We start from the raw sequence: 13,980 nt of genomic DNA on the forward strand, positions 1-13,980 counted from the left end.
ACTTGTGCACTATCGGTCTGATGGTAGTATTTAGCCTTGGAAGGTGGTCCTCCCATCTTCAGTCAAGGTTCCACGTGTCCCGACCTACTTGTTCGCGAGCCTAGTACCACTGCAAGGATTTCGGTTACGGGGCTATCACCCTCTCTGGCCGACTTTTCCAAGTCGTTCTCCTATCCAAACAGCTATCACTCGCCAGGCTGATCCGATTTCGCTCGCCGCTACTTTCGGAATCTCGGTTGATTTCTTTTCCTCCGGGTACTGAGATGTTTCACTTCCCCGGGTTCGCCCCTCACAAGGAGGTGACACAGATCACTCTGTGCCGGGTTGCCCCATTCGGAAATCCACGGATCAACGCCTCTTGGCGGCTCCCCGTGGCTTATCGCAGCCTAGTACGTCCTTCATCGCCTCCATCAGCCTAGGCATCCACCGTCTGCTCTGAGTAACTTACCTTTTTCTTTATGGCGCGCTACCGCCTTGTTGAACATTGCCAACAAGACTGTCGCAAAATTGTTACGCAGACTACTGAACAATATCATGTTAAACAACGCTTAGGCAAAGCCTAATTGAAACTCTCTCACTCAAGAGCTTCAATTAAACTTCCCACTCACTCATGGTGGAGAATAGCGGGATCGAACCGCTGACCTCCTTCCGGACGTCTTGCGGTACTCACTCCGTTCGCACAACGCAACCGTCGTGCGAGCCTACAAACGACAAGCAGTTGTCGTTTGCCTTACGGCTCTCCCGTGCAAAGCACGCAGGGATAAACCAATCCATCATTGGCTTAACCCTGCGTACTCGGTTGGTGGAGAATAGCGGGATCGAACCGCTGACCTCCTGCGTGCAAAGCAGGCGCTCTCCCAGCTGAGCTAATTCCCCAGACAAGTCTCTTCATAACGCTTTTGGTCAGATTGTGCAAAGGTTACAGCGTAGCGTACTTGATGTACGTGAGCTTTTAGCTTTGTGCAATCTGGCCAAAAGTGGTGGGCGTACCAGGACTTGAACCTGGGACCTCACCCTTATCAGGGGTGCACTCTAACCGGCTGAGCTATACGCCCCTTGATTCAGTGAAAAACCAACAACTAAAAACTAAATGGTTGTCTGCAAAGCAGCTCACCTGAACTTTTAGTTTTTAACTTTTCACTTTTAGTTTTCAAAGAACTCCGAGATCTCTGACAACCGAGCAAAAGACGCGTCACAACCTTCGAGCTTTTTCAGTCAAAGAAACGAATCTCTGACCTTTTTTCTCTAGAAAGGAGGTGATCCAACCGCAGGTTCTCCTACGGTTACCTTGTTACGACTTCACCCCAGTCGCTGATCCCACCGTGGCAGGTAGCCAGTTTAGCTTCCCCGCTTCGGGTGAAATCAACTCCCATGGTGTGACGGGCGGTGAGTACAAGACCCGGGAACGTATTCACCGTGACATGGCTGATTCACGATTACTAGCGATTCCAACTTCATGCAGTCGAGTTGCAGACTGCAATCCGAACTGGGACGTGTTTTATAGATTTGCTCCACCTCGCGGTATCGCCTCTCATTGTACACGCCATTGTAGCACGTGTGTCGCCCTGGACATAAGGGCCATGATGACTTGACGTCGTCCTCACCTTCCTCCTGGTTACCCAGGCAGTCTCCTTAGAGTGCCCACCCGAAGTGCTGGCAACTAAGGACGAGGGTTGCGCTCGTTGCGGGACTTAACCCAACATCTCACGACACGAGCTGACGACAGCCGTGCAGCACCTGTCACCACGCTCTACCGAAGTAGCACCCAGCCATCTCTGGCCGGTTCGTGGGATGTCAAGCCCAGGTAAGGTTCTTCGCGTATCTTCGAATTAAACCACATGCTCCACCGCTTGTGCGGGTCCCCGTCTATTCCTTTGAGTTTTAATCTTGCGACCGTACTCCCCAGGCGGGATGCTTATTGCGTTAGCTGCATCACTGCAATGACAAGCATCACAACGACTAGCATCCATCGTTTAGGGCGTGGACTACCAGGGTATCTAATCCTGTTTGCTCCCCACGCTTTCACGCCTCAGCGTCAGTACTGTTCCAGCCGATCGCCTTCGCCATCGGTATTCCTGGTGATCTCTACGGATTTTACCCCTACACCACCAATTCCATCGGCCTCTCCCAGACTCTAGCCAAACAGTTTCAAATGCAGTTCCACGGTTGAGCCGTGGGCTTTCACATCTGACTTATCCGGCCGCCTACGCGTCCTTTACGCCCAGTGATTCCGAGTAACGCTTGCACCCTCCGTATTACCGCGGCTGCTGGCACGGAGTTAGCCGGTGCTTATTCCTGTCATACCGTCATCATCTTCCGACAGAAAAGGAGTTTACACTCCGAAGAGCGTCATCCTCCACGCGGCGTTGCTGCATCAGGGTTTCCCCCATTGTGCAATATTCCCCACTGCTGCCTCCCGTAGGAGTCTGGACCGTGTCTCAGTTCCAGTGTGGCTGATCATCCTCTCAGACCAGCTACGCGTCATCGCCTTGGTAGGCCGTTACCCTACCAACTAGCTGATACGATACAGGCCAATCCCTTAGCGGAATACACCGTTTCCCTATACAACTTGTGTCATACAGGAATATGAGGTATTAGCGGCCGTTTCCAGCCGTTATCCCTCTCTAAGGGGCATGTTACCTATACATTACTCACCCGTGCGCCACTTAGCTGACATCCGAATCCCCCGAAGGTTCATCGGACCGTTCTCGTTCGACTTGCATGTGTTAAGCACGCCGCCAGCGTTCACTCTGAGCCAGGATCAAACTCTCCATAATATATGAAGTGTCAGTCCCTGTCGACTAACTGACCGTTTTTACTAAAAAACGGCCAAAAATAATCACTCAAAGGTTGTTACTTATCTCTTACTCGGTTGTCAAAGATCTCGTCGTCTTTCCGACTCCTGCAAACTCGCCTCTGAGATCACTCGACCCGTCGGCTTCCTCTGTTTGCGGACGGGAATTATAGCAGGTAGCCAACCCCTTGTCAAGTAATCCGGGGAAAAAATTCCCAATTTCCATAAAATTAATCAAAGCATATGCACATAGCCGGTTTCCGGCTCTATTGCGATAATCACTTTTTCATCATTTGCGGCGCTGCCGCATGTCGTTTCGCATAAAACAATTCGGCATTGATTCTTTATTAAGCGGGAATATGGATCTGTACTGGTACTCAAATCACCATAATATGGCCGTCCAAGATTGTCAAAAGATATTCTTTTGGCACTGTTTCCGCAATTTTGAAACACTACATCCTTGATGCCGTATGTTCTTTCTATATTCATGGATGGTGTGGATCTTGAATCGCTGTACTCTATGCCGGAACCCCCGCTTGTGTAACCACCCGTCAGTTTTTTTCCACTGTTTTCGGGATCGGAGGCGACTTCAGTCGGATCCGGCTTGCCGGTGTGGGTAAATGCGTCTGAAAAGATAGTATATGCCCAGGCATTTCCAAGCGAAGAGTCACTGCTTTTGGAAAAAAATATCTGCCAACGTTCTTTGTACCAATCCGATTTTTGAGCGTCATACTTGTTGTCTATCATCGCAAGATGTTGGGTATATCGAATGTGTGAAATGACCTGGTCGGCCACTTCTCTTAATTTATCATCACTGAATCTTGGTATCATGACAACAGAAAGGATCGCTACGATTACTATGACAGCAATCAGCTCCAACATTGTAAAAGCATGTTTCATGGGTAGAACCTCGGGTACAACTGGTTTTTCACCAATTATACCACAAGGCTTTTTAGAAGAATGGTTTAGATTTTTTCGGCAGGTTTCACATCGTATAGGATATCATCCATCGGATGGCGATACATCGGCATAGCAAGACGTTTTTCATCAAGTACATGGCCGATGAAGCCAATCGTGCGTCCGAGGATGAAGAACGAGTTGAGTGTACCACTTTCGATAAACTCGTCGATCTCTTTTTCGGTATATCCCAACGCCCGCCACATATCGACCATTAGGATGCCGATGGTTCCGTCGACATTGAGGATAAGGTTGTCTTTTTTGGAAGTTGTAAGCTGTTCCACCTCGAGTGCATACTCAAGCAGCGATGTGCTCGGGAAGAACTCATTCGCATACTTTTTCAACCCTTCGACACGTTTGTCAGGATTGCGCAGCGATTTGATTCGATGGCCGATACCCGGAATCGGAATACCCTGTTTTTTCATATAGGCCAGGAACTCCTGCGGTGTCATATTGTTGTCGTTGGCGTATTTGAAATATTTGGCTGCACCGTCGATGGCACCGCCGAAACGGGGACCGATAGTCAAAAGGCCGGTCACGAGCGATTCTACGACGGATTTGCCGGCACGTGCCGTAACTTTCGCATTGTGTGCACCGGAAACTGCCGGGCCATGGTCGGCAACCGTCTTGATGACCGTTTCGATGAAATCTGTCGCCCATTTCGGATAGACCTTTTTGAACCAAAGAAGGCTGACAACATCTCCAATGCTTTTGCCCGTATCCGGCGTTGCAACGGAGCTGATCGGATAACCCGCATAAGTGGCCTCTTCGCCCCGATCGTCACTGATTGTACAGATGAAGTTTTTCGGCTTGCGCATTGCAGGAATCGTTCTGATTTCAGGCTCTTCGATCTCCTGAATCACTCCCTCTTTCTTGAGATCCGTATAGACCTGATGAATCATCTGCGGAATATCGTTGAAGCTGTTGGGTACATGAATGCCCGCTTCACGCATCGCAGCGTTTTTGGCTTCGGCGGTTTCACGCTCGGCATTGGCGCTCGCGCCTGCGTGGCCAAACTGGACGCCGCTGCTGAAGTATTTGGCGATCGTCCCGATACACCAGGCAATGATCGGCTTTTTGATCTTGCCCGATTTCACCGCTTCGATCACTTTGTACTCTTCGGTGCCACCCACTTCACCCAGAAGTATCATATATTTGACATCCGGGTTCTCTTCCATACGCAAAAGGTGATCGATAAACACCGATCCGACAAAACGGTCGCCACCGATTGCAACACCTTCGGCAATCCCGTCGGCATTGAGAGAAATAATGTTGCAAAGTTCATTGAAAAGACCGCCCGAACGCGTTACCAAGCCGGCGCTTCCTGCACGATGCAGTTTCGAGTTGATGATATTTTCTATCGTTCCTCCGATATTCGCGATTTTGAATGCGCCCGGAGTGATCGCACCGACAGTCGCAGGCCCGATGATGAGCGTACCGTTGTCACGGGCCGCCTGATTCATCTTGCGGGCCAATCTTTCGGGAATTCCTTCCGCCGTAACCATGATGACACGGAACTGATCGCCAAGATTGATTGCCTCCATGGAGACATCGTAGGCTGTCCGGAAAGAAGCGAAGTTCAAAAGAACGTCGGCATTCTTGTGCTCCGCAACCGCTTCCGGTGTGGATTTGTACATCGGGACCATGATTTCATCCGGTCCGTAAAAGAATTTTTCAAACTTGCTGGAGCTCGTGGGTGCAACGATGGCCGCGACAGAAGGTTTTTCCCTTCCTATCACGTAATCGTAATCCAGCATACGCTGGATTGCACTTTTGTTGTTGTTCCAGAAAATCGCTTGTGTCTCTTTTGTAAAAAGTCTGTTGCTCATCTTCTCTCTCCCTTACTTCTCAAGTGCCATACGTACAATGTCGGTAACATGCGTTTCCGGACCGTAGACTTCCATGTAGAGGCCCAGTTTTTCTGCCGCTTCCTTGATGTCTTTGAGACCTTTCTTATAGTTTGGTCCACCGCGACGTACATAGATTTTGGTTTTGTGCGCTTTCAGCTTCTCGGCATACTTCTCGAGCGCCTTGATGATTCCTGTGAATGTTTTCGCGACATCGGTGAAGTTCGCGATAGCACCGCCGATGATCAAAATTTTTCCCCGAGGATCTTCATACCGTGTCATCAGGTCGAAAACGGTTTCGGCATAGAACTGCGTTTCACTCTCGGTCGGACCACCGGAATATTCTCCGTAGTTTGCCAGGTCTTTGACACCTGCGAGATCGGCAATCGTATCGGCATAAACGACCGAAGCACCGCCACCCGCGACCATCGTCCAAATACGGCCTTCGGGATTGAGGATTGTCAATTTCAGCGATGCGCCCGATTTGGCATCTGCTTCTGCGATCGCCTTCTCTTCCGGCGACAAATCTTCCATGCCAAACGGTGTCGGGAATTCGATATTCCCCCATTTGTCCTTCATCAGGAATCCGGCAGTATCGTCCAGACGGGCGACAAGGTCCAGGATATGGGCATCGTTGCCGATCATGACGATCGGGTTGATTTCGAGATAGGCAAAATTCAGGTCGCGGTAGAACTTGAAAAACTGAATCGCGAAGTTGGCGAAACGCTCTTTCGCTTCGTCGGGAATGCCTTGGGGTACATTGGCGTGTACAGCACGTTCCATCTCGTTGTCGCTCATATTGATCGGAATACGGACTTCGTTGACTTTCTCTTCCCAGCCCTCTTCGACTTCCATACCGCCTTCGGCAGACATGTAAAGAACATCGTCGTTATCGACAACCGTCGCGGAGATGTAGTACTCCTGTTCCTGTGTATGCGGAGTGAAAGGCTCAACGATAAAGTGTGTCAGCATCCCTTTTTGTCCGGAGAGCAGCGTAACCTCGTGGCTCTGTTTTTCTTCGATCCATTTCGCGGCATCCTCGAGTGTCACATCACCCGGTTTTTCCACTTTGAACAGGACCAGTCCGTTTTTACCGCGCTTGCCAAAAAGCATGTCGGGTTTGACAACCAGAGGTTCCTGTGTCAGCCACTCGAATCCATGTTCTTTTGCTTTTTCACGCAGCTCGTCTGCACTTGTAACCAGTACTGATTTGAAATCGTAGTGAAAGCCATCGAAATATTCGTTCCAATGTTTGGCGAAAATGGCTTTGCCGTCATACTCTCGTATCGCTTTTTGAGCCATCACAACTCCTTATGATTTTTATTCTATAAGTTTAGCACCATTTCTTAAAATGAAAGCTTTTTGAAGACAATCTTTCCAGCAAAAAGTTCTAATTGTTTATTTTCGAAACATAGCATTTTCCAACAACTCTGTTTTTGTATCGAATCGTTACGATTTTGCAGTTGCGGCAGGGTTTGTTTGAAAATTTGTACGGTCCCTTCTCTCCCAAACCGTAATAGCGGAATTGATACTTCAAAGCGCGTTTTTTCACCTGTATGGTATCGATTCCTTCGCGCGTAAGTGCTGTAGCGCACCAGTAAGGCATGTAAAAGGGGGCAGCGAAATGCCTATCGGGATTTTCCAGGACGAGAAAAAGAGGCTTGTGAAAAAGAAGCAGCAATGTATTCAGAAAAAGTACGGTAAGAACCGTCCCGGCTAGATAGAGATATTTTTTTCTAAATTGCGGCAAACGTACCCGAAAAGATTGAAAAAACAGCTTCACCATCAGCGGGATGGCGACAATAACATAGGGCGCGAAATCTTCGATGGGTATACGCTGTCTCAAAGAGATTGTCAAAGAGAGTATAAGCACCGTAAAACTGATGTGCCAGATGATGTTTTTGTCACCTTTGAGCAGTATCCGGTATATCGCATAGAAAAAATAGAGAAAGACAAGGGGAGAAAAGATGGCGGCGTAAAGAGCAATAGTATCGGCAAAATAGTTGACCGGCTTTCCGTGCATATCGATTCCGTATATGCTTATCGAAGCACCGAAAAGCAGAATCGTAAACACCAGCAGCCATCTCTCTTTTCTCCAGAGTGCGTAGGTAAAAAGGGCGAAATAGAAAACGACGCAGCTTTTGTCGATAAAAAGAAAGAGCGGAAGCAGCACCAACGCTTCGATTCTTCTTTTTTTGATATACAGGATAAGAAAAGCCTGATAGACCGCCAGAATAAGCCCTGTCGACGTTGCAAGAACCGCCGAACTGACGATGCCCGGCAGGAAGAGAAACACAATGAAGGATATAAGAACGGAAAGATCGTCTTTGAGCAATAGTCTCGAGAGGCTATAAAAAAGCAAAAGATTAAGAAGATGGAGCAGCAAAAAAGGAATCCTGATATTCAGAAAACCGAAATCCGGAAGCGTTTCCCGCCCCCAATGCATCAATAGGGATACAATATTTTCCTGTGTGAAGTAAAGTTTGGCTTCGTGCGGCCCGATAGGCAGTCCCCACGCCACCCACACGAGAACGGCCAGATGCAAAAGAAGCAGCAGGGAAACAAAAAACCTGAGTCGAGCCATCAGAGTTTGAGAAAATTGTCGAGCATCAGATGCCCGTGTTCACTCATGATCGATTCCGGATGGAACTGCACCCCGTACACCGGATATCCTTCGATTTCGAGCGCCATGATTTCATGGTCGTCATGGCTGTAAGCTGTCGTAATTATCTGTTCCGGAAGGCTCTCTTTTTCGACAACGAGCGAATGGTAACGTGTAGCGATAAAAGTATCGGGCATAAATTTGAAAATGGGTGACTCGATATGAATTTCCATCTGTGAAGTCTTTCCGTGCATCAGGTTTTTCGCACGGACCACTTTGCCTCCAAACGCCTGTGCAATCGTCTGATGCCCCAGGCATATCCCGAAAATCGGTGTATCCTTGTGAAACGTTTCAACCACTTCCAGGCTTACACCGGCCTCGTTGGGTGTGGCAGGACCGGGCGAAATGATGATCTTTTCGGGATTGAGCGCACGAATCTCTTCGATACTCAGTTCGTCGTTCCGTATGATTTTCAAGTCGGCACCGAGTTCCAGGCAGTACTGCACGATATTGTATGTAAAACTGTCGTAATTGTCGATCATCAATACCATCGGTTTTTTCCTCTTCTTTTCTGTGGAATATTCTATCTTCTTGAAGGATGAAAAATCATAAAAAAACGATTTTTTCAACATGTCCGAAGAGAGCCGTTCCGGCATAGGGTGACCTGCTGCCGGGGTACCGTATCTTCGTTTCGGGATCAAACCGGACAAGGTCCGCATCGTAGCCTACTTCGATTTTGCCCTTTCTGTGACCGAGCCCGGCAGATTCGGCGGGCAGGCTCGCCGTCAGTCGCACAAGATAGGGTAGATCGATTGTTCCGCTTCGAATCAGATGTGTATAAAGTAGGGGAAGAAAACAGGAGATGCCCTCTATTCCGTAGGCAGCTTCCGCGAAGACAGCATCTTTGGCCGTTTTCGAAACGGGCGAATGAAGGGATGTCAACATGGCAATTTCACCGTTTTTTAGAGCATCCAGCAGTTTTAGGCGTTCCGATTCGTCCCTGAGCGGTGGACAGACTTTGCCGGCGGTGTCGTAGTTGTCGCATGCCTCGTCGTTCAAAAGCAGATGATGAATCGAAACCTGTGCTTTCAAAAAAGGGTTTTCCCTGCAAATCTTCAGCGTTTCCGATGTGGACGCACCCATAATGATTGTTTCGACTCCATAGGCCTTCGCGAACTCCCCAATCCGGGCCACCTGGGAGGATTCACTCAGCGGAGGAATGCCCGAAAGTCCCAGATGGCTTGAAATCTCTCCCTCGTGCATCACACCGTCCCCCTGCAGCGAAGGATCGTTGGCATGGCAGAAAAGTTTTACGCCGTGCATTCTGGAATACTCCATAAGCCGGCGAATCAGGTTGCCGTCGATATGACTTTCAAATTCGATGCCCACGGCACCCTCTTTCAGAAGAATCGAACAGTCAGCCAACTTCCCCTCCAGTGTTACGCCCGAAAGAAGCGGCAGAATCTGTGCATCGGCACAGAGTTCTGCCTGGGACTTGGCAAATTCAAGGGTAATTTCATTGTCGATTCGAGGCATGCACAAGGAGGAGAGGACCACCGTGCCAAAACCGTTGACGTAAGCACTTTTTGCCAGCTTTTCCAAAGTGCCCCCGCGCAGTTTTCCATCGAAGACACGAACTCCGATATCCACCAGCGCCGGCATGATGTAACTGCCTTGGGCATCGTAGATTTTCCCGTTTTTGAGATTCTTGCCGATTTCGGTGATTTTCCCGTCTTCGATACGGATGTCGACCTCTTCCACACCGCTTTCTCTGACGACTTTCGCACCTTTGATTAGCATTGGCACCCTTTGGACGAATCGTTTCTTTTTTGCATCGACGCTGTTTTGAAGCATTTTTCGGATGATACAAATGCCCTCGATCGATTCTTTTTGCGAAGATTATAGTAAAAAGAGGGTAAAGAACGGTTGAGTCGTCTTAACGCCTCTCTTTTCACCACTTGCATCTTGGCATCTGCTAGAGCGTCAAGAGGGAGACGATGACACCTTTCGCCAAAGGAGAGTGCGAAGAAAAGACCAACGGGATGAGCCGATATCCCGGTGCCGTTGACCGGCTACACAAAAAGAGACTCTTTGCGGGAATATTTCGATGGATACGGATCAAGAAACCGATTTCAGAAACTCTTCGGGCGACTTGTAGCCGGAAATCCTTTTGGAACGCAATTCGACACCGTCTTTGAAAAAAAGGATCGCCGGAGGACCGAAAACACCGAAATGTTTCATCATTTTCTTCTCTTCCGGCGAGTTTTTCGTCACGTCGACCTGAAGAAGTTTGTAATGTTTGAGCGCTTCGACTACGGCATCGTCTTTGAATGTGCTCTCTTCAAGTTCTCTGCAGCTGACACACCAGTCGGCTCTGAAATCGACCATGACAGGTTCTCTTGCCGTTTGGATTTTTCTCAACAGTGTTTCAAGGGAATCGACCTTTTCGAAATCCAAAGAACCATGGGCCGCGTTGAGTGCTGCAGGCCTCTGTTTGAAAGCCTCAAGCGGATTGAGAGGATTCTTCGCACCGGTGAAGGCACCAAACAGTAGGAAAAGGCCATACATCAGAAAAACAAGTCCGAACCCTTTCCACAGAGCCTTCCATCCACGTTCTGCGTCCAACGGTTCCAGTGCCCCCATATAGACGGCACTGACGATAAAAAGCGATGCCCACAGTCCCATCGCAACACTTTCGGGAATGATTCGAGAGAGCATCCATATGGCCACGCCCAGCATGACGACGCCGAAGACTTTGTTGACCAATGTCATCCACCCACCGGGCTTGGGCATCAGCTTTCCGGCACCCGTGCCTATGAGAAGAAGGGGAAGACCCATCCCCATACTCATGACAAAAAGCGCCGCACCGCCAAGCAGCGCATCCCCCGTCTGGCCGATGTAGATGAGCGCACCCGCCAATGGCGGCGCCACACAGGGGCCCACGATGAGAGCCGAAAGAAATCCCATCACGGCCACCCCGGCCAAGCCGCCTTTCTTTCCCGCCTCGTCGCTGGTGCGGCTCAGTTTCGTCTGCCACGATGCCGGAAGCTGGAGTTCGTAAAATCCGAACATCGAGAGTGAAAGCGCCACAAAAAGCAGTGCGAAAGCGGAAATGATCCACGGGTTTTGCAGAGCCGCTTGAAGGTTCGCCCCGAAAAGTCCCGCCAGAATGCCTGCGGCCGTATAGGTCAACGCCATGGAAAGCACATACACAAGTGAGAGGCCAAACCCCCGTTTTGCCGTCATGCCCTCACCTTGTGCCACGATGATGGAGGAGAGTATCGGAATCATCGGAAAAACACACGGTGTCAGCGCCAGGAGCAGACCGAAACCGAAAAAGGTGAGAAGAACGAAACCGAGGCTGCCGCTTTTGAGCGTCGAGGCGATCGACTCCTCTTCCGAAAGGGTGTGGGAAACGCTTGCCTTTCCAGCCGCCTCATTTTTCTCCGAAACGACCCCTTTTTCTCCCTTTTCGGCAGCTTTGACAGAGCCCCGAAGATCGAACGGAAAACGTTCCACAACGGGCGGATAGCAGACACCTCTGTCCGAACAGCCCTGGAACTTCATGACGAACGTCACTTTCTTCGTCGCCGGGTCTTTGAGAATCAGGGGTATGTCGAGCTCAAGGAGGCCGGTATAGACCTCATCGCCGAATTCGTCTTTCTCGGCCCGAGGCAAAGCAAATTTTCCCAATCCGGCTTTGTCTGATGGTTCCACCGAAAAACTGAGCGTATTTTTCGTCAGATGGATGTGGTCGGCAATCTCTATCTTGACATGAAATCCCTCTTTCGTTTTCGAGACCGAAGGCTTGAACGCCTCATCGACACCAAGAAAACCGGCAAAAAGCCATACGGGCATTACCCATGCCAGAATCCATCGTTTCATCGTCTCATCCTGTTTCAAATTGGTGGAGCGATTATACCAGCGAAGTGTAAATTCAGGGTAAATCAACCGCAGTTCATCCCGTCGCAACTTCTGACGACACCCATATCCCTTCCGTTGTTTTGCAGGAATTTGCCCAGCGATTCGAAATGACGCTTGAAATAACCGGAGTCAAAAACTTTTTTCGCTTTCGCGTCTTTGGCGTGGACCTTCTTGAGCTGTTTCGCCGCATCAAAGAAATAGGCCTCCCACTCTTCGCTCTCGCACATGGCAGCCCCTTTGAAACCGGACCCGTGGCACTGTTTGCAGAGTTTTTTGTAGGCCACCATGCCCTTGGCCGAGTAGGCATGAAGGCCCAATGTCGCTATCATGCAGCAGAGTGTCATTTTAAACCAGTGTTTCATCGTTTATCCTTCCTGGCCCAGACCGAAAACATTGCTGAGCGTATTGATGTAGTTGAAATATCCTGTAATCGCCACTGCTTCGATTATCTGTGAATCGGTATAGCCCATCTCCTTGAGGGCATCGATATCTTCTTTCCTCATTTTGTAATTGTCCTTTTGCGCGGCACGTATGCAAAAACGCAGCAGCGTTTTCTCTTTTTCGGGTACATCCATGGCATCTACGCCCTGAAGTATCTGTTCGACAAGAGTTTCCGACAATCCCAGCATCTTCGCGATGTTTTTGTGGACATCGACACACATTTTGCAGCCATTCTCCTTGGAAATGAGCAGGGCGATCGCCTCTTTGATGCGGTAGGGAAGTTCCGTCTCTTTCAAAAGATAATTCTGCACCATCCCGTCTGTCGCGAAATAGATGTCCTTGCGCACCGCCAAAAGTTTGAATATCTCTCCCAGCGTCCCGGTTTTCTCAAGAATCGGACGGGCCCTCTCCTGAATCTCCGGATCCATCTCTTTAAATTCGGGCAGTTCGATATATGCCATGTCAGTTTCTCCTTTGCTCTATTTATTTTATGAACATTCCGTGCAACGATTGTGCAATCAACAACGGGCAACCTCTTCCTCGGCTTTTTTCGTCATATAGGGTTCGAAAAGAGAGAAAATGCGGTCGGTCACCATCCGCACTTCCTCTTCACCGATGGGATTGCCGAGACTCATGAGATAGGGTATCCAGAATTGGCTGTAGAGCATGATCGTATCGGCCAACTCTTCGATGACATCATCATGGGGCAGCAAAAGATACCCTTTCTTTTCCAGATGGGCCACCAGGGAAAGGAGCTTGCCATGCTGAAGACGATTGTCCCGTGTCACCATTTCCGCCAATTTCGCATCCCGTTGCATTAAAAAAAGCATCTCTCTTCGAAAAAAGCGATACTGCCACCAGACATCGGCTACGAATGTGCAGTAACTGCGCAATTCGCACATCGATTCCGGAAGCGCTTTCTCTTCGAAACCGATGGTTTGTGTCATCTTCTCGTAAAGCGTGCGGATGATCACCTCTTTGTTCGCAAAATGGTAATAGAGATTTCCCGGACTGATGTCTGCGGCTTCGGCGATATGGTTGGTCGTCGCCCGCTTCGTATCTCCTTCGTTGAAGAGTTTCAGGGCCGTTTCGAGGATGATTTCACGTCTGTCCACTTTTTTCAAGATGCACCTTTAGGGCACCTCTAGAAACCCTGCGCGGTATCAGCGTTACGGCAAGCGTCACAATCAAGGCGCCGCGACGCAGGACTGGCCAAAGCCAATTCAAGGAGCGGCAACGCCGAGTATGGCGCTTGCTGTAACGCCCTAAAGGAGGGCTTTGGAGGCACAATCTTTCCCCCATTTTCATCTTGACTTAGCTTTGGCTAGGCCTGCACTGAAAACAGAGAAAATCTCATGCCTCCAAAGCCCTCTGAGATCCACGCAGGGTTTTTAGAGGTGCCCTTTAGAGTAATT

10 protein-coding genes, 2 tRNA genes and 2 rRNA genes (1 of these 14 running past the window's edge) are annotated in these 13,980 nt (G+C 49.4%); all 14 read right to left on the reverse strand.

Features of this window, described 5'->3' with window-relative positions; genetic code table 11:
* Positions 1–450: ribosomal RNA gene (locus JMG82_RS03290) — 23S ribosomal RNA — on the reverse strand; it reaches 2,714 nt to the left of the window's first position.
* Between the two features lie 350 nt (positions 451–800).
* Positions 801–876 (reverse strand) — tRNA-Ala (locus tag JMG82_RS03295).
* 102 nt (positions 877–978) lie between these two features.
* Positions 979–1,055 (reverse strand) — tRNA-Ile (locus tag JMG82_RS03300).
* A 194-nt stretch (positions 1,056–1,249) separates the two neighbouring features.
* A 16S ribosomal RNA gene (locus tag JMG82_RS03305) occupies positions 1,250–2,777 on the reverse strand.
* Together the 16S and 23S rRNA genes with 2 tRNA genes alongside form the textbook arrangement of a ribosomal RNA operon.
* Positions 2,778–3,028: 251 nt before the next feature.
* Positions 3,029–3,694: a pilus assembly FimT family protein gene (locus JMG82_RS03310; protein WP_201353514.1), complete on the reverse strand. Its 666-nt coding sequence runs from the start codon at positions 3,692–3,694 to the stop codon at positions 3,029–3,031.
* A gap of 65 nt (positions 3,695–3,759) precedes the next feature.
* Complete coding sequence (locus JMG82_RS03315) at positions 3,760–5,580, reverse strand: citrate/2-methylcitrate synthase (protein ID WP_201353515.1); 1,821 nt, start codon at positions 5,578–5,580, stop codon at positions 3,760–3,762.
* A gap of 12 nt (positions 5,581–5,592) precedes the next feature.
* Complete coding sequence (locus JMG82_RS03320) at positions 5,593–6,900, reverse strand: ATP citrate lyase citrate-binding domain-containing protein (RefSeq protein WP_201353516.1); 1,308 nt, start codon at positions 6,898–6,900, stop codon at positions 5,593–5,595.
* A gap of 88 nt (positions 6,901–6,988) precedes the next feature.
* Positions 6,989–8,182 (reverse strand): hypothetical protein, encoded by a 1,194-nt coding sequence (locus JMG82_RS03325; RefSeq protein ID WP_201353517.1) that lies wholly within the window; start codon positions 8,180–8,182, stop codon positions 6,989–6,991.
* Complete coding sequence (locus tag JMG82_RS03330; protein ID WP_201353518.1) at positions 8,182–8,751, reverse strand: anthranilate synthase component II; 570 nt, start codon at positions 8,749–8,751, stop codon at positions 8,182–8,184. Before JMG82_RS03330 ends, JMG82_RS03325 begins: the two co-directional genes overlap by 1 nt.
* A 55-nt stretch (positions 8,752–8,806) precedes the next feature.
* Positions 8,807–10,054 carry an amidohydrolase family protein gene (locus JMG82_RS03335; RefSeq protein ID WP_201353519.1) on the reverse strand — a complete coding sequence of 416 codons (1,248 nt, stop codon included), beginning with the start codon at positions 10,052–10,054 and terminating at the stop codon, positions 8,807–8,809.
* Positions 10,055–10,318: 264 nt separating this feature from the next.
* Entirely contained in the window at positions 10,319–12,085 is a 1,767-nt protein-coding gene (gene dsbD / locus JMG82_RS03340) for a protein-disulfide reductase DsbD (RefSeq protein ID WP_201353520.1), read from the reverse strand.
* A gap of 62 nt (positions 12,086–12,147) precedes the next feature.
* Positions 12,148–12,486, reverse strand: coding sequence for a hypothetical protein (locus JMG82_RS03345; RefSeq protein WP_201353521.1), 339 nt, complete (start codon positions 12,484–12,486; stop codon positions 12,148–12,150).
* A 3-nt stretch (positions 12,487–12,489) separates the two neighbouring features.
* On the reverse strand, positions 12,490–13,026 hold the full coding sequence (locus tag JMG82_RS03350; protein ID WP_201353522.1) for a carboxymuconolactone decarboxylase family protein: 537 nt from the start codon (positions 13,024–13,026) through the stop codon (positions 12,490–12,492).
* Between the two features lie 57 nt (positions 13,027–13,083).
* Entirely contained in the window at positions 13,084–13,680 is a 597-nt protein-coding gene (locus tag JMG82_RS03355) for a TetR/AcrR family transcriptional regulator (RefSeq protein ID WP_236579208.1), read from the reverse strand.
* Positions 13,681–13,980: the final 300 nt, after the last annotated feature.

The organism is Hydrogenimonas urashimensis (assembly GCF_016593255.1).
GTDB classification, from domain to species: Bacteria; Campylobacterota; Campylobacteria; order Campylobacterales; family Hydrogenimonadaceae; genus Hydrogenimonas; species Hydrogenimonas urashimensis.

Excerpts from the sequence above, each read along its gene's own strand:
- JMG82_RS03310 (WP_201353514.1), bottom strand. The coding sequence starts at position 3,694 with ATGAAACATGCTTTTACAATGTTGGAGCTGATTGCTGTCATAGTAATC.
- JMG82_RS03315 (WP_201353515.1), bottom strand. The coding sequence starts at position 5,580 with ATGAGCAACAGACTTTTTACAAAAGAGACACAAGCGATTTTCTGGAAC.
- JMG82_RS03320 (WP_201353516.1), bottom strand. The coding sequence starts at position 6,900 with ATGGCTCAAAAAGCGATACGAGAGTATGACGGCAAAGCCATTTTCGCC.
- JMG82_RS03325 (WP_201353517.1), bottom strand. The coding sequence starts at position 8,182 with ATGGCTCGACTCAGGTTTTTTGTTTCCCTGCTGCTTCTTTTGCATCTG.
- JMG82_RS03330 (WP_201353518.1), bottom strand. The coding sequence starts at position 8,751 with ATGGTATTGATGATCGACAATTACGACAGTTTTACATACAATATCGTG.
- JMG82_RS03335 (WP_201353519.1), bottom strand. The coding sequence starts at position 10,054 with ATGCTTCAAAACAGCGTCGATGCAAAAAAGAAACGATTCGTCCAAAGG.
- dsbD (WP_201353520.1), bottom strand. The coding sequence starts at position 12,085 with ATGAAACGATGGATTCTGGCATGGGTAATGCCCGTATGGCTTTTTGCC.
- JMG82_RS03345 (WP_201353521.1), bottom strand. The coding sequence starts at position 12,486 with ATGAAACACTGGTTTAAAATGACACTCTGCTGCATGATAGCGACATTG.
- JMG82_RS03350 (WP_201353522.1), bottom strand. The coding sequence starts at position 13,026 with ATGGCATATATCGAACTGCCCGAATTTAAAGAGATGGATCCGGAGATT.